Here is a 21,188-nt window from a genome sequence, read left to right on the forward strand (position 1 = left end):
GGCCGATGGCGGCGGTTTCACCGGCGGCCGGTCAGGCCGCCGGCACGCCCGTCGCCGGGAACCCGCCGGTGTTCGGTTCGACGATCTCCTCGCGGATCGCGCCCGGACGCAGTCCGGCGAAGCTCAGGATGGCCGCGGCCACCGCGGCGACACCGACCACCACATAGGCGTGGGCGAAGCCGCTCCCCAGTGATTCCAGCGCGATCGGATGCGCCACCGATCCGGGCGCGCCGGCCGGGATCGAGTTCAGTGCGATCGGGCCGCCGGCCTGTGCGATGCCCATCGCCGGGCCCATGTCGGCCGGCGCCAACCCGGAGCTCTGCAGGCCGTTCATCAGCTGTGTGCCCGCGGTGCTCAGGGCGATCGCACCGACCAGCACCGGACCGAGGGCGAAGCCCAGGTCGCGCAGCAGATTGGTGACCGCGCTCGCGGTGCCGGTCTGCTCGCGGGGAACGGAGTTCACCGCCACCGCGGACATCGGCGACAGGGTGAAGGCGAAACCGATGCCGACCAGCAGGCACGGCAGGACGAACTGTGAAACCGACTGGGACATAACATCATTGGTCGACGCGAGGAAGGCCCCGGCGGCCATCGAGACGAAACCGACGGTCAGCAGCAGGTGCGACGGAATCCGCATCTGCAGGCGGCTGATGACGGGGATCAACACGAACGCGGGTCCCTGCAACAGCAGGAACATCAGGCCGGTGTACAGCGGGCTCTGATGCTGCACCGGGCCGAGCCACATGCTGGTCGAGTAGCACGCGCCCAGGAACGCGAACATGCCGACGACCGCGACGAGCGAGGACACGCTGAAGTGGCGGTTGCGGAACAGGGTGAGATCCAGCAGTGGGTTACGCACCCGGGACTCGATCACGACGAAGGCGACCAGCAGGACCGAACCGACGGCCAGTGTGGTGACGACCGGCCTGGCCTCCCATCCGACCTCGGGTCCCTGCACGAGCCCGTACAGCACGGCGATCAACCCGACGGCGAAGGTGATCTGCCCCCACATGTCGCCGCGACGGTCCGGGTGTCTGGGCGAATCCGCGGCGAGAACCACGGTCAGCCCGGCGGCGAGGATCGACACGACGACGACCACCAGGTACGACCCCTGCCACCAGCCGAGGTCGGCGAGTACGCCGCCGAGAAGTGGCGAGACGGCCGAACCGGCGGACAGAAAGCCCGCCCAGACGGCGATGCCGCGAACCCGTTCGGGCACCGTCGTCGCGACCGACGCGACGAGGGCGAGTGAGGCCGGGAAGATCGCACCGGCGCCGAGTCCGTTGATGGCCGAGGCCACCCACATCATCTGGATCGTCGAGGCGAACATGGCGACGAGTGAGCCCGCCGCCACCAGGACCGTGCCGCCGACGACCATGCGGCGATGGCCGAAACGGTCGCCGAGCACGCCGAAGGTGAGCTCGAAAACGACCACCGGGATCATGAATGCCGCTGTGATCCAAGTCAATTGGGAGACCACGGTGCTGAAGGTCTCCTGGAAGACACCGTTCAGGGCGCCGGGCAGGGCATTGGCGATCTGGGCCACCATCACCGCCGCCGACGCCGCAACCAGCGTCCCGGTGGCCCGGCGACGTCGAGGCGTCGAGCCCGTTTCCCGCGGCGGCGCCGACGCCGGACGGTCGCGACCGACGGCCGTCGGTGGGGTGTCGGTCCTCGGGAGTTCGGTCAGCGGGTTTCTCGGGTTATTGGTCAGCGGGTTATTGGTCAGCGGGTTACTGGTCAGCGGGTTACTGGTCAGCGGGTTACTGGTCATTGGGCAACCTCCGGCGCACAACGCCTGGTTCGGTGGTGGGGATCTCGTCCGGTGCCGAACTGTGATCTGCACAACTCGGATGGCAAGTAACCTAGAACTCACTTAACGCCGTGTCAAGTAGAAGAATTGCCCGTAAGTGTTAAATGCGAATAGTCAAACTTCACCGACGAGGACCCTGTGGGGGAGAGGATCGGACTGTCGGTGATCGCCGGTACTCTCGACGCGTGGCTCTGTATCGCACCTATCGCCCGGCGACATTCGCCCAAGTCGTGGGGCAGGAGCATGTCACCGATCCCCTCAGCCGCGCGCTCGACAGTGGCCGGATCAACCACGCCTACCTGTTCTCGGGGCCGCGCGGATGTGGCAAGACGTCCTCGGCCCGCATCCTGGCGCGGTCGCTGAACTGTGTGCAGGGTCCGACGTCGACCCCGTGCGGTGAGTGCGCGTCATGTGTCGCCCTGGCACCCGGCGGTCCGGGCAATCTGGACGTCATCGAACTCGACGCGGCCAGCCACGGCGGCGTCGACGACACCCGTGAGCTGCGGGATCGCGCGTTCTACGCTCCCTCGGAGTCGCGGTACCGGGTGTTCATCGTCGATGAGGCCCACATGGTCACCAACGCGGGCTTCAACGCGTTGCTCAAGATCGTCGAGGAGCCGCCGGAGCACCTCATCTTCGTCTTCGCGACCACCGAACCGGAGAAGGTGCTGCCGACCATCCGGTCGCGTACCCACCACTATCCGTTCCGGCTGCTGGCACCGCCGGTGATGCGTGGACTGCTGGAGAACATCTGCGCGCAGGAAGGCGTTCAGGTCGGCGCCGACGTCTACCCCCTGGTGATCCGTGCCGGTGGCGGTTCGCCGCGTGATTCGCTGTCGATTCTGGATCAGTTGCTGGCCGGTGCCGGTGAACAGGGCGTCACCTACGACAGGGCGCTCGCGCTGCTCGGCGTCACCGATATCGCGCTCATCGACGATGCCGTGGACGCCCTGGCCACCGCCGACGGTGCCGCGCTGTTCGCCGTCGTCGAGAAGGTCGTCGACGCCGGACACGATCCACGCCGCTTTGCGGTCGATCTCCTGGAACGACTCCGCGATCTCATTCTGCTGCAAGCGGTTCCGGACGCAGCCGCTCGGGGTCTGGTGGAGGCGCCCGGTGATCAGCTCGTCCGCATGACCGCGCAGATCGAACGACTCGGACCGGGCGGACTCACCCGCTTCGCCGAGATCGTGCACAACGCGCTCGGCGAGATGCGCGGTACCACCTCGCCGCGGCTACTGCTCGAGGTGATGTGCGCACGCATGTTGCTGCCGACCACCTCCGCCGACGACGCGGCATTGCTGCAGCGTCTGGAACGACTCGAATCCGGGGTGGTCGTGGCCGCGCCCGCAGCGTCGGGTGCCGCGGCGGCCTCCGCGCCGACGGTGTCGCCGACGTCCGTGCCGCAGCCGCCGGTGTCCGCCCCTCCGGCCGACGAGCCGCCGCCGAAGTACGTGCGTCCGTCGCAACGCAAGGCCGCAGAGGAACGTGCGGCCGCACCCGAACCAGAAGCCGTGGCCCGGCCGGAACCCGAAGTCCAACCGGCACAGCCGGACCCGGCTCCGGCGGAGTCGACCCCCGTGGAGTCGACCCCCGTGGACTCGACGCCCGTGGACTCGACTCCTGTGGAGGTGGCGCCGAAGCCCGAGTCGTCGCGGCCGGACGAACCCCGGGCCGCCGCCCCTGCTCCCGCGCCGGAAGCCGACACTTCCATGCCGGGTCCGCGCGGAGGTGGGAATCCGACTGCGCCGCAACCGCCGTCACGCCCGCGACCGGCCCCGGTGCCCGTCGCAGCCGAAGACGACATCCCACTGCCGGACGAACCCGTCGATGAGTACGAGGTGCCACCGGACGAGCCGGGCGTCGCCACGGCGCGGCCCGTGCCGGCGCCTGCGCCCGAACCGGAACCGGCACCATCGGCCGGTCTCGACCTCGACACCGTGCGCAAGCGGTTCCAAGAGGTGCGCACCGCAGTCAGGTCGCGGTCGAAGAGTCTCGAGCCGATGCTGTCGGCGGCCGTCGTCGACGATTTCGACGGCACCACGGTCACTCTCGGGCATCCCATCGAGGTGCTGGTCGGTCGATTGTCGTCGCAGCACGCGGTGGGGATCATCCGTGAGGCATTGAGCGAGACCTTCGGTGGCGATCTCGAGGTGCGCATCGTCCTTCGTGACGCCACCGCCGCGGCGCCGGCCACCTCGACCGCATCGCAGCAGGGCACGAGCGCGGCCAAGCGGCAGACCTACGCACGGCCGAGCCGTGCCCGCCAACCCGAGGCGGGCTCCGAGGCGGTCGCTGTGGAACCGGAACCCGAGCCCGAACCCGAACCGGAGCCGCCACGACCGGACGAGGAGATCCCCGACGCGGAACGCGCCGAGATGGTCGCCGACGCCCACAACGCGACACCCGACGCCCGAATCGATCCCGACAAGCTCGCCCTCGACCTGCTGCAGACGGAATTGGGTGCCACGCCGATCGACTCGACCGAACACGGACTCTGACGACGACTGACGGCGCTCTGTCGGACGTTGACGGCGCTCGCGTAGTCACTGACAGCGCTCTGTCGGACGTTGACAGCGCTTACGCAGTCACTGACAGCGCTCTGTCCTGCACTGACAGCGCTCGGATTGATGGTCTGCGTGGTCCGAGGATCCGCTCCAGAGCGCTGTCAACGTGGGGGAGAGCGCTGTCAACGCACAGCAGAGCGCTGTCAATGGTCGTGCGTCGGATGTATTTCCGCCGCGCGCAACGTCATCGACGTACGCGGCGCGGTAACGCGACCAGTAGAGCTACTCGACCGCTGGGGCCATGCGACTGCGTGACTACGCGTCCCACCACGGGCGCAGCGGAAGATCCTGACGGCCCTTGGCGTCGAGTTTGACGCCGAGGACGTGATGCAGCTGCACGATGTCGCGCTCGAAGCCGATGCGGCAGCCGGCCATGTAGAGACCCCACAGGCGGGCGGTCCCCTCGCCGACCTCGGCCACCGCCTCATCCCAATGCTCGACGAGGTTGCGGTTCCAGTCGCGCAGCGTCATCGCGTAGTGATAACGCAGGTTCTCCTCGTGGATCACCTCGACGCCACCGATGTCCTGGAGCTTGGAGATGATCTTGCCGGAACCGGTGAGTTCGCCGTCGGGGAAGACGTAGCGGTCGATGAACGAGCCGGCACGCATGTTCTTCCCGTTGTCCGGACGAGTGATGCAGTGGTTCAACAACATTCCACCGACGCGGAGCTTGTCGCGCATGAACGAGAAGTACGCCGGATAGTTGCCGACGCCGATGTGTTCGGTGAGGCCGATCGACGACACCGCATCGAACTCGGCCTCGGGCACATCGCGGTAGTCGCTGTGACGTACCTCGGCCAGATCGGACAGGCCCTCGTCGATGATGGCCTGCTGCGCCCACTCGGCCTGCTCGGCCGAGAGGGTCACGCCGAGGACCTTGACGCCACGGCGGGCCGCGTAGCGCACCATTCCGCCCCAGCCGCAACCGATGTCGAGGAGGCGGTCGCCGGCCTTGAGGCGGAGCTTGTCGAAGATCAGCCGATACTTGTTGTCCTGCGCGGTTTCCAGCGACGCATCGTGGTCCGGGTAGACGGCGCACGTGTAGGTCATCGACGGTCCGAGGACCCACTCGTAGAAGGTGTTGGAGACGTCGTAGTGATAGTGGATGACCTCGGCGTCGCGAGCCTTGCTGTGCCGCAGGCCTTCTGCGAACCGCCGCCACCGGGGCAGGGCCTCCTGCGGGGGCGGGGCGATGGGCTTGAAATGCTCGATCCCGAGAGAGCGTGCGATCTGGGCGAGGACGAGTGGCGATGGCCGCTTGAACTCCAGGTCCGACGCCAGCGCCTGCAGTGCTCCGTACGGATCGCCGGGATGCGCACCGATCAACTCGAGATCGCCTGCGACATATGCCCGTGCGAGTCCGAGGTCGCCGGGGGCGGTGACGAGATAGGTGGTTCCCCGCGGTGTTTTCAGGTTGAGGCCGAACTCGGCGTCCTCGGGTCCGGCCGAACTGCCGTCGTAGGCGGTGATCCGTATGTTGAGATTGCCGCCCATGATGGATTCGAAGACCTGCGCGAGATTGAGTTTGCCCTGTGTGGCATCGGTTTTCGTGATGACGCCGTTGGTCGGCGCGCTGTCCTTGTAGGTCGTCATTGCCGTTTCACCGCTTTCGCATAGAGGTCCAGCAGTCGGCCCTTGGGGTCGTACCGCTTTCTGAGCAACCGATAATGTTCGCCCCCGTAGAGCTCATCGAATTCCTCGGGACTGTAAAAGGACTCCGAATACAAGGACTTGTGGCCATCGAGCTCGGCCACCTCGCGTTCGATCAGCTTGTTGGCGTGCCCGGGATCGCCCGGGGTCACCGGCACCGCCGACCAGAAGCCGACGTTGACATATGTTCGGTGCGGCTCCAGCGGATACAGCGGCCACGGCCGGGAAGCAACACGCCGAGTGTGCTCACCCTCCCGTGCGTTGGATGTATCCGTCGATCCGCCCTTCGCTCCGGCATCATCCCGTAAGCGCAACGGGCACAACCAGATCGGCTCGATGGGGATGTTCTCCAGGAACCATTCGAGGTAGGCGGTGGTGTTCTCGATCGGCACCTCGATGTCTTGCACCACCCGCTCGTTGGCGGGCAGGCCCTTACGGGCGTTGATCCGGTCGGCGATGTTGAACCTATGGTCGTAACCGATCAGCTTCCAGTAGAAACTGCTGCGCAACAAGCGTTTCGGCCACACTCGACGCACTCGCGGGTTCTGGGCACCGAAGGCGCGGGAACACCAGAACCAGTCGGTGTCCCAGCGCCACAGGTAGTCGTGGATCGTCAACCGGTCGCGTTTGGGTGTCACCTGCGGCGCATGCTGGATCGACCGGTAGTAGATGTCCATGTCGGTGTAGTCACTGACCGGGCCCGGCTCGTCGGTCTGGCGCCCGAGTGTCAGGTACGCCTCGTCGGCGGTGAACACGGTGCCGTCCAGGTAATCCACGCGTTCGCCGTCGTAGGTGCGGTCGCCGACGATGACATCCATGGTCCGTTGCAGTTCGGCGAGATCGGTGAATCGCACATGCCGCAGTTCGACGAACGGCGCGACCACTTCCAGCTCGATCTTCAGGCGAACCGAATATCCCAGCGTGCCATAGGAATTGGGGAATCCGAAAAAGAGGTCGGCATAGCTGTTGGTGGGTGTGGCGGTGACGATTTCGCCGTCGCCGGTGAGGATGTCGATCTCCAGCACCGATTCATGCGGAAGACCGTTGCGAAAGGAGGTGCTCTCGATCCCGAGTCCGGTGACCGCGCCGCCCAGCGTGATCGTCTTCAACTGCGGAACGACTTTCGGCGCCAGGCCGTACGGCAGCGTGGCGGCGACGAGGTTCTCGTAGGTACACATGCCCGCGACGTCGGCGGTTCTGGCCTCGGCGTCGACGGAGATCACCCGGTCCAGACCGGACACATCCAGGCCGGGGTGTGGATTCTTCGCCCGCGCCCGGAACAGATTCGAGGTTTTCTTCGCGAGTCGGACAGTGGCCTGCGGAGGGATGGCGCGATAACTGTTCAGGAGGGTTGCCACGCCCTCCTCGAATGCCGCTGCCCCCATCTCCAAGTCTGCAGAGCTCACTTGGCTAGCCTAGGACCTGAGCCTCATGCCCGCCAATCAATACCTGACGAAGGAGCCCGGCCCGTGGGTCAGATTTCTGCAAGCCAGTCGACCGAGATCGCCGCTACCCCGGACGCCGTGATCGGCGCGCTCGCCGATTACAACGAGGTCCGCCCGGCGATCCTGCCCGAGCAGTACCGCGACTACGCGGTGATCAGCGGAGGCAACGGCGACGGCACCGTCGTGCACTGGATCCTGCAGGCCACCTCCAAGCGTCAGCGCGACGTGAAGGCCACCGTGGCCGTCTCTCCGGACACCATCACCGAACGCGACGAGAACTCGACGATGGTGACGACATACAAGGTCGCAGCCGCCGGAGCGGGTAGCACCGTCACCACCACGACCACGTGGAACAGCAATGCCAGTGGCATCGGTGGTTTCTTCGAGAAGACCTTCGCACCCAAGGGCCTCGCCAAGATCCAGGCCGCCCTGCTGGCCAACCTCAAGACCCGGCTGGAGAAGTAATCCCCGAACGCCCGCGTCGTCGGGGCCGGTCACGGCCGTCGCCGTTGCCGCCCCGCGACGGGGTCGACGCCACCCGCGTGGTGCTGCCTTCCGGGCCGGAATCGACGATCGGCGATTGCCTTCGGACCACCCCGTCGCTGGCGGATATGTCCGACGAGGCACTGCAGGCGCGTGCGGACCGCGGCGAGGTCGTCGACGCCGAGGGCATGCCGGTCGACCTGTCCGCGCCGGCGACCATGAACAGCTCGGTCTACCTCTACCGGGACCTGCCCGACGAGGTGCCGATCCCGTTCGACCTGCCGATCCTCCACCGCGACGACGACATCGTCGTCGTCGACAAACCCCACTTCCTGGCGACGATGCCCCGGGGTCGGCATGTGACGCAGACGGCGCTGGTCCGGTTGCGACGAGAACTCGGCACGGACCTCGTGGCCCCGGCGCATCGTCTCGACCGCCTCACCGCGGGCGTGCTGCTGTTCACGCTCCGCCCCGAAGTGCGGGCCGCCTATCAGGACCTGTTCGCCACGCGTCGCGTCGACAAGGAGTATCGCGCTCTGGCCTCGCCGGCCGACTGGTCCGGGACGCAGACGGTGCGCGATCGCATCGAGAAGACGGCCGGGGACCTGCGCGCACGCGTCGTCGACGGTCCGGTCAACGCGATCAGCGACATCACCGAAGTCGAACGATCCGTCCACGGGTCGGTCTATCGCCTCGTCCCGCACACGGGCCGCACCCACCAACTCCGGCTGCACATGGCCTCGCTCGGCGTGCCGATCGTCGGCGATCCGCTCTATCCGGAGGTGGACGCCGACCTCGCCGCGCGGCCCGATCACGGTGACTTCTCGCAGCCGCTGCGTCTGGTGGCGTACTCGTTGGCGTTCACCGACCCGATCAGCGGTGAGCACCGGCGCTTCACGTCACGCCGCAGCGTGCGCTGACGTCGTCGAGTGTGCGCCGATCTGCGTCGAGTGTGCGCTACTTCCCGTCGAGTGGGCGCTGATCTGCGTCGAGTGTGCGTCGAATCTGATCGAGTGTGCATATCGCCCATGCGCGGGTGGAGACGGAACGCCCACTCGACGGGAAAGAGCACCCACTCAACGGGAAACGGCGCCCACTCGACGGGAAACGGCGCCCACTCAACGGGAAACAGCGCCCACTCGACGGGAAAGAGCACCCACTCAACGGGAAACAGCGCCCACTCGACGGGAAACGGCGCCCACTCGACGGGCGGTAACCTCCCCGCTACCCTGCGATCTGTGACGATCCGGGCCTCCTACGAACGCCACCCCGACCTCGGCTGTGAGGCGGTGGTATTCATCGACGACGAGTCGATGGCGTGCTTCCAGATCCAGCGCGACCTGGTGGGCAGCGACCGCGCGAATGATCGGTACTGCATCTCCACCGGCGCCTCCGCACCGATCTACGACGCGATCGTCGACTGGCGACGCGTCGACGACAACCGGCTGGAGTTCGTGCTGACCCCCCGCGCGGGACGCCTCTTCGGCGACAGTGACCTGTCCTTCGAGATCACCCCGGTCGGCGACGACACCGTCGACGAGATCGTCGATCACGTCGAGCGTCTGCTGCGCTGACCCGGCGCGCCCACGGAGCCCCCGCAGCGTGGCGACTACTCTGGATCCCGTGAATCAACCTTTCGACCCGAGTGCCCTCTTCGGCGGCGGCGGTGCCGGCGGCGAGAACCCGATGGCGGGGCTGCTGCAGCAGGCCCAGCAGATGCAGGCCAAGCTTCTCGAGGCGCAGAACGAGATCGCCGCGACCGAGGTGACCGGAACCGCAGGCAACGGACTGGTCAGCGTCACCGGAAACGGGACGGGCGAGGTCACCGCGGTGACCATCGACCCCAAGGTCGTCGATCCCGACGACGTCGAGACACTGCAGGATCTCCTGCTCGGCGCCCTGGCCGATCTGGCGCGCAAGCGCGAGGAACTCGCGGGCGAGAAGATGGGGCCCCTGGCCGGCGGACTCGGCGGCGGCGGACTGCCCGGACTCGGCTGAGGCGGACGTGTACGAGGGGCCGATCCAGGATCTGATCGATGAGCTGGCCAAACAGCCGGGCCTCGGGCCCAAGGGTGCCCAGCGCATCGCCTTTGCGCTGCTCGCCGGCGAGAAGAAGGAGATCGATCGGCTAATCTCGGCGCTCGGTCACGTCCGTGACGACGTCACCTTCTGCGCCGAATGCGGCAACGTGTCGGCCAACACGTTGTGCCGGATCTGCTCGGACGCCCGACGGGATGCGACGACGATCTGTGTCGTCGAGGAACCCAAGGACGTGCACGCCATCGAGCGGACCAAGGAGTTCCACGGGCGGTATCACGTGCTCGGCGGCGCCCTCGACCCGCTGTCCGGGATCGGCCCGGATCAACTCCGCATCCGTGAACTGTTGCGTCGACTGGCCAACACCCCCGACGGCAATGACGTCACCGAGGTGATCGTGGCCACCGACCCCAACACCGAGGGTGAGGCCACCGCCACCTATCTGTTGCGCATGCTCAAGGATTTCCCGGGGCTCAGCGTCACCCGACTGGCGTCCGGGCTCCCGATGGGTGGCGACCTGGAATTTGCCGACGAACTCACCCTCGGTCGCGCCCTGTCGGGCCGCCGGGCGCTCGCCTGAGACCGCCCGTGTCCGCGACCGCCGCTGCATCCGGTCAAACCGGCACCGCCGGACCGCCACTGCCAGACGAACTCGACGCCCGCCTCGACGATCTCGCCGCCGAGATGATCTCCGGCATCGTCGCGATCGACGGTCCGTCGGGGGCGGGCAAGTCGACGGTGGCCGACGCTCTCGTCGCGAAACTGCGGGCCCGCGGTACCGGTGTGGTCCTGGTCCGCACCGACGACTTCGCCACCTGGGACAACCCGGTGGCGTGGTGGCCGGAGCTGGAAACCGATGTGCTGCATGCCTTTATCCGCCGACGCGACTACCGGTACCGGCCGCGTGTGTGGGTGGACGGCGTCCCCGAGATCGGCAGCCGGATCTGGTATCGCTGGGAACCGTTGCTGGTGATCGAGGGGGTGTCCGCCGCGCGGCGACGCATCGCCGACCGTCTCACCTACTCGCTGTGGCTCGACGGTGCGCCCGCCGCCGAACGTCTCGAACGTGCCGTCGCCCGTGACGGCGAGGAGTCCCGACCGTTTCTGCAACGCTGGCAACAGTTCGAACGCGGCTGGTTCGCCGTCGACCGCACCCGGGACCGATGCCGGGTGCTGGACTGAGCAGACCGCGATGGGCAGGCGCCGCACCTTCACCGACATCGCCGACATCACCGACCTCGATGCCGCGATCGTCGAATGCCGCGCCTGCCGACGGCTGGTGGCGTGGCGGGAACGGGTCGCGCGTGAGAAGCGCGCGGCGTTCGCCGACCAGACCTATTGGGGCAGAGCAGTTCCCGGATTCGGACCGGCCGACGCCGCGATGCTGATCCTGGGTTTGGCGCCGGCCGCCCACGGCGCCAATCGCACCGGCCGGATGTTCACCGGCGATCAGAGCGGCGACGTCCTGTTCCGCGCGCTCTACGACGTCGGGCTCGCAAGCCGCCCGGACGCGATCTCCGCCGACGACGGCATGGAACTGTTCGGGGTGCGGATGACCGCGCCGGTGCATTGCGCGCCACCGCAGAATCAACCCACACCGGCCGAACGTGATCGCTGTTCGCGGTGGCTGGCCGCCGAACTCGCCCTGCTGCGGCCGACGCTACGGTCGGTGCTGGTGCTCGGGGGATTCGGCTGGCAGGTGGGATTGCGGACCTTCGCCGACCTCGGCTGGGACGTGGCCCGGCCCCGACCGAAGTTCGGTCACGGCGCCCGCACGGTCATCACCGACGGCGACGATCACCTCACCGTCGTCGGCAGCTATCACGTCAGCCAGCACAACACCTTCACCGGCCGCCTCACGCCGGCGATGCTCCGCGAGGTGATCGTCGACGCCGCCCGGATCGCGGGGCTGCCCACGCTGCGGCGTTGACAGCCGACCCACCGGGGGCTGCCAGGGTCGGGCCAGTGTCGGTGGGCAACGTCGAAGGCGGACATCGAACACCCCCGATGCGATGAGACGACGAAAGGGACCGCCGATGAGAAAAGACGACGACGTCTGCCGCTGCGGACATCCCCGCGCCATGCACGAGCACTACCGAGCGGGATCGGACTGCGGACATTGCGGATTCGCCGGGTGCGCGAAGTTCCGCAAGACGCGCAGGCCGATCGGTCGGGACGCAGCGGCCGCGCGGCGCCCGGCACTGCGCCTGGTGACCACCGCGCCCATGACCACTGCGCCCATGACCACTGCACCCAAGAACACCGCACCCGAGGCCACGGGATCGCGACGCCACCCGGTTCGGGTGGTTGCCGACGACGATCGGCGCGCGGGCTGACTCACCCGAAAAGGGGACATAGCGGGCATACCGCCGTCCGGTGATCGGTGCAGAGCGTAGGGTGTCGTCATGGTCGGGCGCGCGGATCACCGTTGTCGATGTAGTCATCCGAAGTCAGCACATGAGCATTACCGTGCCGGAACCGATTGCGCGATCTGCGGCGCGGACCGATGCCCCAAGTTTCGCCGGATGCACTGGTGGTCGCGTGCCGATTCAGCCCCGCCGGCCGGCGGCGAGTCGCTCGGCGCGCAGCCGGTCAACCTCTGGGAGGTCAAGCGGCGCAAGCGTATCGGTCCCGATGGCCCGGGCCAGGAGAAAATCGGCTAGTTCGGGATTACGTGCCAGCGCCGGTCCGTGCATGTAGGTGCCGATGACCGATCCGCTGACCACGCCCTCGGTGCCGTCGCCGACCCCGTTGCCGACGCCGTGCCGCACCTGCCCCAGTGGCGACGAGTCCGAACCCAAAGTGCTTCCGCCGCGGTGGTTTTCGAAACCGCTCAACGGCTGGGTCAAACCCTCGAGGACGGGATCGGTGACCAGTTCGCCGATGCTCCGTGTCGCCTGCGGTGACGTCGTCAGATCGAACAGCGAGATGCCGTCGACGCGTTCACCGGCCGAGGTCTCATACCAATGGCCGAGCACCTGGATGGCCGCGCAGATCGCCAGCACCGGCCGTCCCGCGGCCGCGGCCCGCTGCAGTCCGGGGTAGCGCGTGAGGTGCCGCGTCGCCAATCGCTGCGCGTAGTCCTCGGCGCCACCGAGGGTGTACACGTCCAGCGAATCGGGGACCTCGTCGTCGAGGGTGATCTGGATGACCTCGGCGTCGATCCCGCGCATCCGGGCGCGTTGACGCAGGATCAGTGCGTTGCCGCCGTCGCCGTAGGTGCCCATCACGTCGGGCAGGACGAGGCCGATCCGCAGGGTCGATTCGCTCACTGTTCTGCCTTCCGGGCGCGCTCGGCACGTTCGATGGCGGTGTTCAGGTCGCGGAACGCGGTGTAGTTGGCGAGCACCTCGACCCGGCCGGGCGGGCAGGATGCGATGGCGGCCATGGGGTCGTCGATCGTGGTGTGTTCGGCGCCGGCGTAGAGCAGTCGCACCGACAGGTCGGCGGCCCGTTCACCGGAGGCCACGACCTGCATGGTCTCGAAGGCCTCGAACCGCACATCCCACAACCACGACAGATCCTCCCCGTCGGGGACCTGCCCGTTGACCGCGATGACCAGACCGTCGGCGTCCTGATCGATCATCGACAGCGCCTCCTGCCAACCCGCGGGATTCTTCGCCAGCAACGTGCGCACCGAATGATTGCCGACCTGATGGATGCCGTAACGCCCGGCGACCTCGCCGACGGTCTGCACCGCGGCGACGGCCTTGGCCGGGTCGGCGCCCATCACGACGGCGGCGGCCACCGCCTGCGCGGCATTGCCACGGTTGGCGCGCCCGGGTACCAGCAGCGACATCGATGAGGTGAATCCGTCCGGGCCGTACAGGTTCTCGTCGTCGAACCACCAGTCCGGTGACGGGCGACGGAAGTTCTCATCGCCGGTGGAACGCCAGTCACCATCCGCGCCGCGAATGATCGGCTCACCGGTCCGTGGGCAACTCACCGAGTCACCCACCCAACTCGCACCCGCGGCCACCCACACCACCTTGGGTGCGTCGAACGCCGCCGAGGTCACCAGGACGTCGTCGCAGTTGGCGACGACGGTCATCGCGGGGTGCTTGGCGATCCCGGCGCGCAACCGACGTTCGATCATGTTGATCTCGCCGACGCGGTCGAGCTGATCGCGGGATAGGTTCAGCATCACCAGCACCTCGGGGTCGGTGGCGTCGCTGACGTGTGGGACGTGGAGCTCGTCGACCTCGAGTGCGCACACCGGCGCCGAGCGTTGCAGGCTCAGTGTCGCGATGATCCCGGCGTCCATGTTGGCGCCGTCGGCCTGGGTGGCCACCTCACCGAGTTCGGCGAGGGCCGCGGCGGTCATCCGGGTGGTCGTCGATTTGCCGTTGGTGCCGGTGATCAGCGCGGTCCGCTTGCCGGCCGCGAGGCGCGACATGATCTTCGGGTCGATCTTCTCGGCGACCAGGCCGCCGATCATCGAGCCCTTTCCGCGGCCTGCGGTGCGGGAGGCCCATCGAGCGGATGCGGCGGCGGCCAGGGCCACCGAGGTGCGCAGCGGGACGCGCGTCGCGGACGATGACGGGGTGTCGCGGTCGGGCATGTGGACGAGTCTGGCACAGCGATGCGCGCGGTGCCGTGACGGAACCGGCGAGTAGTGTCGCGGGGTGTGAGCAGGGCCACGACATCGACACTTCCGCTTCCGTTACGACCGGTCCGCGCGGCTTTGAGTCGCATCGGCCACATTCCGGCGGTGGTGCCGGGAACCCTCGCGCGGTTCTGCCCGGTCAACGCCGACGGCGAGCACATCGCCCCGGATATGCTCGCCACCGCCGTCGTCATGGGGCTCATCCCGGGTGGTGATCTGGGTGGGGTCACCCCGGAACACGCCCGCAGGAACCTCGTCGTGAACGCCGGGGTCGGCGGCGAGAAGACACCGGCACTCGCCGTCGTCGAGGACCTCGCCATCGACTCGCCGGACGGGCCGATTCCCGCCACCCGCTACCGCGCCGAGGTCACCACCACCGGGTTGATCGTGTTCTTCCACGGCGGTGGATTCGTCCTCGGTTCCCCGGCCACGCACGACGGGTACTGCCGACGGCTCGCGATCGACACCGGCGCCGACGTGCTCTCCGTCGACTACCGTCTGGCGCCCGAGCATCCGTTCCCGGCAGCGGTCGACGACGCGTTGGTCGCCTGGCATTTCGCGGTGTCCAAGGCCGCGGAGTGGGGTGTGCCCGCCGACCGCCTCGTCGTCGCCGGTGACAGCGCGGGCGGCAACCTCGCGGCGGTGGTGTCCCAGCAGGTGCGGGGTGAGGATGTGACGCCCCGACTGCAGGTGCTGCTCTACCCGATCACCGATCACAACCGTGAGGGTGGCTCCCGGGAGGAGTTCGCCACGGGGTACCTGCTCACCAAGGCGCGGATCGACTGGTTCGACGAGAACTACATTCCGGCCGATGCCGACCGCACCGACCCGCGGCTGTCGCCGCTGTTGGCCACCGATCTCAGCGGCCTCCCGCCCGCCCACGTGGTGGTGGCCGGATTCGACCCGTTGCGTGATGAGGGCATCGCGTACGCGGATGCGCTTGTCGCAGCCGGGGTTTCGGTGTCCCTGGAACGGGACGGCGGACTCATCCACGGTTTCGCCAACATGACGGGCTACAGTCCGTCGGCGCGGCAGGCGGTGTCCCGCATCCACGAGACGATCGCGGCAGCGCTGAGCTGAGCGGAGTACGTCGCCGGAATGACCCGGCAGGGCGAGCCGCGGGTACCGTGACGCCATGCAGGTGGACATGCCGGTCGGGCTCGTCGCCGACCTCGACGCACGTTGGAATGAACCACACCGTCGGCACCACGATGCCCGGCATCGTGACGAAATGCTCAGTGCGCTCGATGTTCTGGCGGCATCGGGCGAGGAGTTCGACGTTCGCCCGGTGGTGCTGGCCACCTGGTTTCACGACGCGGTGTACGAGGTGTTCGGTGAGGACAACGAGGGGGCGTCGGCGCGCCTGGCCGCCGACCTCCTCACCGCCGACGACCCGGACGTCGCCGAGGTGGTCCGCCTCGTCGAGTTGACCCGGACCCACGACCCGTCATCCGACGACCGCAACGGTGCCGTGCTGTCGGATGCGGATCTGTGGATTCTGGGTGCCGATCCGGCGCGGTACCGCGAGTACGTCGACGCGGTGCGGGACGAGTATCAGGCGGTCCCCGACGACCTGTTCCGCAACGGGCGTGCACAGGTGTTGCGGGACTTGCTGTCTCACGATCATCTGTATGTCACCGCGACGGCGCGGCGGCTGTGGGAGGCCGATGCGCGGCGCAATGTGGCAGCCGAGATCGTCGAGCTCACGTCAGGCTGACGAGACAAGCTCGTGCTCTTGCGTTCTGGCGGCCTTCGGCCGCGAGCGCGGCGACGCGATCACCCCGGCGGCACAACCGGCGATGACGAGTGCGGCTCCGCCGATCTCGACCCACGACGGCACCTCGTCGAGTAACAGCCAGGACGCGCTGATCCCGACGACCGGCACCAGCAGTGACAGCGGCGCGACGCGGCTGGCCTCGTAGCGTTTCATCAGCATCGTCCACAGACCCGATCCGGCGATGGTGCCGAGCAGCACCACATACGCCAGCCCGACCAGGGCGAGCAGTCCCGACGACGTGCCCAGCGAGGTGAGCGACGCGAGATCGGCGGTGGGGCCTTCGGTCGCCAGGCTCATCAGCAGGAAGGGGATGGGCGGGACCACCGACATCCACAGCGTCATCCGGAGGGCGTCGTCCGGCTGGGATAGGCGACTGCCGATGTTGCCGAATGCCCAGGACAGTCCGGCCAGCACGGTCAGCACCATGGGGAGCACGATGCCGAGCCCGATCGCGGAGTGTCCGGCGCGGTCGGCGCCGATGAGGACGATGCCCGCGACGGCGACGACGATGCCGAGAACCTGGGCGGGCACCAGACGTTCACGCAGGAACACCACGCCCAGGAGCACGGTGAACGGCGCGGAGGTCTGCAGGACGAGGGAGGCGAGGCCGGTCGGCATACCGAGATCCATCGCCAGGAACAGGAAGGCGAACTGCCCGAAGCCGAATCCGACGGCGTAGAGCAGGAACCAGCGCATCTGCACCTTCGGGAAGCGGACGAACGCGATCACCGGCACCGCCATCACCGCGAACCGCAGGGCGGCGAAGAAGAACGGCGGAAAGTGATCGAGGCCGACGCGGATCGCGATGAAGTTCAGACCCCACAGGACGACGACGGTGAGTCCGAGCAGGCGATCGCGTGTGGTCATGCAGCCATCGTCGAGCCCATATCGATGAAGGACAAGCGAATTTAACTGGATGAACTATGTAGGAAAGCTACATGGTCAACTTGCGACCCTTTCTCCGCTGGCCGAGTAGGCCCGAGGAACGAGGGCGGTATCGAGGTCACCTCCGTAGCGTCACGCCGGAACCGTCACACCGGAGACCCACGCCCCGCCGGCCGAGTGGCCCGAGGAACGAGGGCCGTATCGAGGTCACCCCGCCGCACCGTCAGCGCCAGCCGAGCGCGGGCGCCACCTCCGTGAGGATCGACTCGATGACGTGGGCGTTGTACTCGACGCCGAGCTGGTTGGGCACCGTCAGCAGCAGGGTGTCCGCGGCGGCGATGGCCTCGTCTTCCCGGAGTTGTTCGATGAGTTTGTCGGGTTCGTCGGCATAGCTGCGTCCGAATCGGGCGAGTCCGCCGTCGATGTGGCCGACCTGATCCGAACTGTGGCGGTCGCGACCGAAGTAGGCGCGGTCCATGTCGTTGGTGAGAGCAAAGATGCTGCGGCTCACCGATACTCGGGGTTCACGCTCGTGTCCGGCTTCGGCCCACTTGTCGCGGAACCGTTGGATCTGCTCGGCCTGCAGCTTGTGGAACGGGACGCCGGTGTCCTCGGTGAGCAGCGTCGAGCTCATCAGATTCATGCCCTGTTCGGCGGTCCACTCGGCGGTGGCCCGGGTTCCGGCACCCCACCAGATCCGCGTCCGCAGTCCCGGCGACTGCGGCTCGATGCCGAGCAGGCCCGGGGGATTCGGGAACATCGGGGACGGGTTGGGTTCGGCGAACCGCGCGCCGTCGATCAGCTTGAGGAAGACGTCGGTGTGCTGGCGGGCCATGTCGGCGTCGGAGACTCCTTCCGGCGGAACGTATCCGAAGTACTTGTAGCCCTCGATGACCTGCTCCGGGGACCCCCGGCTGACGCCGAGTTGCAGCCGCCCACCGGCGATGAGGTCCGCCGCGCCCGCGTCCTCGGCCATATACATGGGGTTCTCGTAGCGCATGTCGATGACGCCGGTGCCGATCTCGATGCTGCTGGTCTTCGCGCCGATCGCGGCGAGCAGGGGGAACGGCGACGCGAGTTGGCGCGCGAAGTGGTGAACACGGAAGTAGGCGCCGTCGGCGCCGAGCTCTTCGGCGGCCACGGCGAGGTCGATGGATTGCAGCAGGGTGTCGGCGCCGGAGGTCGTCTGCGACCCCGGCGAGGCGGACCAGTGTCCGAAGGAGAGAAAACCGATCTTCTTGGTCATGACACCATTAACCGGACTGGGGTCCGGATTGTTCCGTGGTGTGCGGGACGTGGCCGGTGGCCCGTCGTCGATGGACTGCCGGGCTCACGCCGTACCGGCGTTTGAACGCCGTACTCAGGGCGAAAGCGCTTCCGTAGCCGACTCGCCGGGCGATCACGTCCAGGGTCGCGTCGGTGTCGTCGAGCATGTCTGCCGCCACCGACAGCCGCCACGTCGCCAGGTACGTCATCGGAGGTGCGCCCACCAGCTCGGTGAAGCGGCGGGCGATCACAGCCCGGGATACCCCGACCTGTTCGGCGAGTGAGGCGACCGTCCACGGATGATCGATGTTGTTGTGCAGCAGTCGAAGTGACTGCCCACGACGCGATCGGAATGGGCCCGTACCCAGGCCGGACCGTGTCCGGCGGCGAGTGCGCGGCGCAGCGCGGTGATCAGCAGGAGGTCGAGCAGTCGGCTGAGGACGGCCTCCTGCCCGGGTGCGTCGACGACGGCTTCGGACTCGGTCATGGCGACCAACGGGTCGTCGTGGCTCTCGACGACGGTGATCCGGTTCAGTGAGTCGAGCAGGTGCCGTCCGACGGTGCCGGTTTGGTACGTGCCCACCAGCATCACGGTGTCGGTGTCCCGGACGGAGTCCGTATTACCCCAGGACCGAACACCGAAACTCATCTGCTCGGCCACGCTGTGCCGTCCCGTGGGATCCAGGCAGTGCCCGCTCTCATCGATGATCGCGATCGGCGGACAGTTCGCTGTGGCTCCGATCGTGTACGGTTCGGTGCCGCGGATGAGGGCGACGTCGCCGACGTTCAGTGGTGACGACGAGCCGTCGTCGTAGCTCAGCACCGTGTCGCCGCGGGTGACCGCGACGACGGTCAACGGGGCACGATCGGTGATGCGCACGGCCCAGTCGCCGGTCATCACCATTCGCAGGATCATCGGATCGACGGCACGGGGGCCGTTCAACAGCAGACCGAGAGCATCCATTGCCCGACGATAGCGCTTGCCCGAGACGGTCGATGATGAAATCGAGCCTTCGAATAATGGAAACACTCACCGCGTCGTAGTGGAGTTGATCTCGTGACCATCCTTCGAGCGATCACCCTGATACTGACCCTGGTGACCGGTGGGCTCGTCGCGGGCCTCTTCGCCGCCTTCTCCTACGCGGTGATGCCGGCCCTCGACCGCACCGGCCCTAGCACGGCCATCGTCGCGATGCAACGGATCAATGTGGTGATCGTCAATCCGGTCTTCCTGGCGATCTTCATCGGAGGACTGGTGTTTGCGATCGCCGGGACCGTCCTGACCTGGCGTGACGATCTGCGTTGGTGGGTGCTGGCCGCCGCCGTCCTCTACGTGGTCGCCTTTCTTGTCACCGGGATGGCCAATGTTCCGCTGAACGACCGGCTGGCGCATGCGGGAACAATCGAACCTGTTGCGGCGCAGCAGGTATGGTCGGAATACGTCGTGCCGTGGGTGCGCTGGAACACCCTTCGCGCCGTTCTGCACACCGCGTCGGTGGCGGTTCTCGCCGCCGGCCTCGTGCTGACGCGCGGCTGAGCGCCTGCCCCGATCTGGTCACCTCGCTTGTTCCAGTAACGATTTGAGCCTCGCCAGGTCAGCGATGACCATCTCGGCGTCCCGGTCGAACTCTGCGTCCGACATCTCGAGCTGACGAAGAGTGAAGACCACTTCGGCACCGTCGGGATGAGCAAGTACCCGAATGGGATTGGTCACCGTGGCCCCGCCCGGCAGGATCACGTCGTGATCAAGTACCCCGAGATCATTGTGTCGGACAAAGCGAACCGTCACCGTGCCCATCGGCGACTCGACGAAGAGGTCGTCACCACTCCTGGTCACCGTCGAGGTGGCAAGGCCCGCGGCCCACCGCGGCAGGTTGTCCGGTTCGGCGGCGAACTCGTACACCCGTTGTGGGCTCGCGGCGATGACGGTGCTGAGATGTCGACTACGCATACGTCCATAGTGCACCCGCCCACCGACAAAGCCTGAGGGCTATGCATCTTGCCGGTGACGGCGCTCTCCTCATCAATGACAGCGCTCTTGGCTACGTTGACGGCGCCCTGAATCTCATTGACAGCGCCCTGAATCTCGTTGACGGCGCTTTCCCTTCCGTTGACAGCGCTCCGAATTGCGTTGACAACAACCCAATCTCGTTCTCATCGACCCATCCCGTCAGTCGCGCCGACCCCATCCCGCCGGTCGAGCCGACCCCAATCCGCCGGTCGAGCCGGACGGAGCGCTAGCGAAGTCCGAGTCGAGACCAGGTGAGAAGAGACTGGAACCCCCACCACCACAACACCTCCCGCGAAAGCGACGTCCCATACCACACCCCACCGACAAGAATATCCCGCCGACAACAAGTTATCCACAGACCAAACGTTATGCACAGCAACAGGATTCACGAAATTGACCCTTGCGCCGACCGCCAACGAGGCGTACTGTGGTGAACATGACATCGGGGGAACTTGACACCACCATCGACTTCTTATCCGAACTCGACTACACCAACCGCAGCCTCACCCGCGAGGACGCAAAGCACGCACTGCACGCCATCCTGCTGATCCGCAACCTGGTCGATCACCACGCCAGTGTGCTTGTCGGACTCTGCGATCACCTCAAGGTCGCAGAGAAGGAAGGCCGCAAACTTCAAGAGCTACTGCA

The 21,188-nt window shown here is 67.2% G+C and carries 20 protein-coding genes and 2 pseudogenes; 13 read left to right on the top strand and 9 right to left on the bottom strand.

Annotated features, from left to right (window positions below):
- Window positions 1-31: 31 nt before the first annotated feature.
- Window positions 32-1,774 (bottom strand): MFS transporter, encoded by a 1,743-nt coding sequence (locus tag ABLE92_RS18910; protein WP_348806311.1) that lies wholly within the window; start codon window positions 1,772-1,774, stop codon window positions 32-34.
- 224 nt (window positions 1,775-1,998) lie between these two features.
- Here ABLE92_RS18910 and ABLE92_RS18915 point away from each other — a divergent pair, with 224 nt between their 5' ends.
- On the top strand, window positions 1,999-4,314 hold the full coding sequence (locus tag ABLE92_RS18915) for a DNA polymerase III subunit gamma and tau (protein WP_348806312.1): 2,316 nt from the start codon (window positions 1,999-2,001) through the stop codon (window positions 4,312-4,314).
- Between the two features lie 321 nt (window positions 4,315-4,635).
- Here ABLE92_RS18915 and ABLE92_RS18920 read toward each other — a convergent pair whose 3' ends face one another.
- Complete coding sequence (locus ABLE92_RS18920; RefSeq protein ID WP_348806313.1) at window positions 4,636-5,973, bottom strand: class I SAM-dependent methyltransferase; 1,338 nt, start codon at window positions 5,971-5,973, stop codon at window positions 4,636-4,638.
- On the bottom strand, window positions 5,970-7,415 hold the full coding sequence (locus ABLE92_RS18925) for an FAD-binding oxidoreductase (protein ID WP_348806340.1): 1,446 nt from the start codon (window positions 7,413-7,415) through the stop codon (window positions 5,970-5,972). Before ABLE92_RS18925 ends, ABLE92_RS18920 begins: the two co-directional genes overlap by 4 nt.
- An 84-nt stretch (window positions 7,416-7,499) precedes the next feature.
- Between ABLE92_RS18925 and ABLE92_RS18930 the strand changes: the two genes are divergently transcribed.
- The 8 genes from ABLE92_RS18930 (at window position 7,500) to ABLE92_RS18965 (ending at window position 12,331) form a co-directional block, all read left to right on the top strand.
- Window positions 7,500-7,940 carry an SRPBCC family protein gene (locus tag ABLE92_RS18930; protein WP_348806314.1) on the top strand — a complete coding sequence of 147 codons (441 nt, stop codon included), beginning with the start codon at window positions 7,500-7,502 and terminating at the stop codon, window positions 7,938-7,940.
- A 44-nt stretch (window positions 7,941-7,984) separates the two neighbouring features.
- Entirely contained in the window at window positions 7,985-8,878 is an 894-nt protein-coding gene (locus tag ABLE92_RS18935) for a pseudouridine synthase (protein ID WP_348806315.1), read from the top strand.
- 318 nt (window positions 8,879-9,196) lie between these two features.
- On the top strand, window positions 9,197-9,532 hold the full coding sequence (locus ABLE92_RS18940; RefSeq protein WP_348806316.1) for a hypothetical protein: 336 nt from the start codon (window positions 9,197-9,199) through the stop codon (window positions 9,530-9,532).
- Window positions 9,533-9,581: 49 nt separating this feature from the next.
- A complete protein-coding gene (locus ABLE92_RS18945; RefSeq protein WP_348806317.1) occupies window positions 9,582-9,956 on the top strand; it encodes a YbaB/EbfC family nucleoid-associated protein in 375 nt (124 codons plus the stop codon).
- A 7-nt stretch (window positions 9,957-9,963) separates the two neighbouring features.
- Complete coding sequence (gene recR, locus ABLE92_RS18950; protein ID WP_348806318.1) at window positions 9,964-10,575, top strand: recombination mediator RecR; 612 nt, start codon at window positions 9,964-9,966, stop codon at window positions 10,573-10,575.
- A gap of 104 nt (window positions 10,576-10,679) precedes the next feature.
- Complete coding sequence (locus ABLE92_RS18955) at window positions 10,680-11,177, top strand: uridine kinase family protein (protein ID WP_348806341.1); 498 nt, start codon at window positions 10,680-10,682, stop codon at window positions 11,175-11,177.
- A 10-nt stretch (window positions 11,178-11,187) separates the two neighbouring features.
- Complete coding sequence (locus tag ABLE92_RS18960) at window positions 11,188-11,925, top strand: uracil-DNA glycosylase (protein WP_348806319.1); 738 nt, start codon at window positions 11,188-11,190, stop codon at window positions 11,923-11,925.
- Between the two features lie 106 nt (window positions 11,926-12,031).
- Window positions 12,032-12,331, top strand: coding sequence for a hypothetical protein (locus tag ABLE92_RS18965; RefSeq protein ID WP_348806320.1), 300 nt, complete (start codon window positions 12,032-12,034; stop codon window positions 12,329-12,331).
- A 213-nt stretch (window positions 12,332-12,544) separates the two neighbouring features.
- Here ABLE92_RS18965 and ABLE92_RS18970 read toward each other — a convergent pair whose 3' ends face one another.
- Complete coding sequence (locus ABLE92_RS18970) at window positions 12,545-13,267, bottom strand: type 1 glutamine amidotransferase (RefSeq protein ID WP_348806321.1); 723 nt, start codon at window positions 13,265-13,267, stop codon at window positions 12,545-12,547.
- On the bottom strand, window positions 13,264-14,556 hold the full coding sequence (locus ABLE92_RS18975; RefSeq protein ID WP_348806322.1) for a Mur ligase family protein: 1,293 nt from the start codon (window positions 14,554-14,556) through the stop codon (window positions 13,264-13,266). The genes ABLE92_RS18970 and ABLE92_RS18975 overlap by 4 nt, the downstream gene beginning before the upstream one ends.
- A gap of 66 nt (window positions 14,557-14,622) precedes the next feature.
- Between ABLE92_RS18975 and ABLE92_RS18980 the strand changes: the two genes are divergently transcribed.
- Window positions 14,623-15,681: an alpha/beta hydrolase gene (locus ABLE92_RS18980; protein ID WP_425476189.1), complete on the top strand. Its 1,059-nt coding sequence runs from the start codon at window positions 14,623-14,625 to the stop codon at window positions 15,679-15,681.
- Window positions 15,682-15,736: 55 nt separating this feature from the next.
- Window positions 15,737-16,318 carry an HD domain-containing protein gene (locus ABLE92_RS18985; protein ID WP_348806324.1) on the top strand — a complete coding sequence of 194 codons (582 nt, stop codon included), beginning with the start codon at window positions 15,737-15,739 and terminating at the stop codon, window positions 16,316-16,318.
- Here the strand turns inward: ABLE92_RS18985 and ABLE92_RS18990 are convergent.
- The 3 genes and pseudogenes from ABLE92_RS18990 to ABLE92_RS19005 all read right to left on the bottom strand — a co-directional run bounded on the left by ABLE92_RS18990 (window position 16,310) and on the right by ABLE92_RS19005 (window position 19,493).
- Window positions 16,310-17,245, bottom strand: coding sequence for an EamA family transporter (locus tag ABLE92_RS18990; RefSeq protein ID WP_348806325.1), 936 nt, complete (start codon window positions 17,243-17,245; stop codon window positions 16,310-16,312). The genes ABLE92_RS18985 and ABLE92_RS18990 overlap by 9 nt on opposite strands.
- A 241-nt stretch (window positions 17,246-17,486) precedes the next feature.
- Entirely contained in the window at window positions 17,487-18,509 is a 1,023-nt protein-coding gene (locus ABLE92_RS18995; protein ID WP_348806326.1) for an LLM class flavin-dependent oxidoreductase, read from the bottom strand.
- 7 nt (window positions 18,510-18,516) lie between these two features.
- A pseudogene (locus tag ABLE92_RS19005) lies at window positions 18,517-19,493 on the bottom strand (AraC family transcriptional regulator).
- Between the two features lie 93 nt (window positions 19,494-19,586).
- Here ABLE92_RS19005 and ABLE92_RS19010 point away from each other — a divergent pair.
- A complete protein-coding gene (locus tag ABLE92_RS19010; protein WP_348806329.1) occupies window positions 19,587-20,066 on the top strand; it encodes an anthrone oxygenase family protein in 480 nt (159 codons plus the stop codon).
- Window positions 20,067-20,084: 18 nt separating this feature from the next.
- On the opposite strand, the gene ABLE92_RS19015 is transcribed toward ABLE92_RS19010, so the two are convergent.
- A complete protein-coding gene (locus ABLE92_RS19015; protein ID WP_348806330.1) occupies window positions 20,085-20,480 on the bottom strand; it encodes an SRPBCC family protein in 396 nt (131 codons plus the stop codon).
- 496 nt (window positions 20,481-20,976) lie between these two features.
- On the opposite strand from ABLE92_RS19015, the pseudogene ABLE92_RS19020 reads away from it, so the two are divergent.
- Window positions 20,977-21,188: pseudogene (locus ABLE92_RS19020) on the top strand (hypothetical protein); the annotation flags it as partial.

This window comes from Gordonia oleivorans, from assembly GCF_040044975.1.
Lineage (GTDB): Bacteria > Actinomycetota > Actinomycetes > Mycobacteriales > Mycobacteriaceae > Gordonia > Gordonia oleivorans.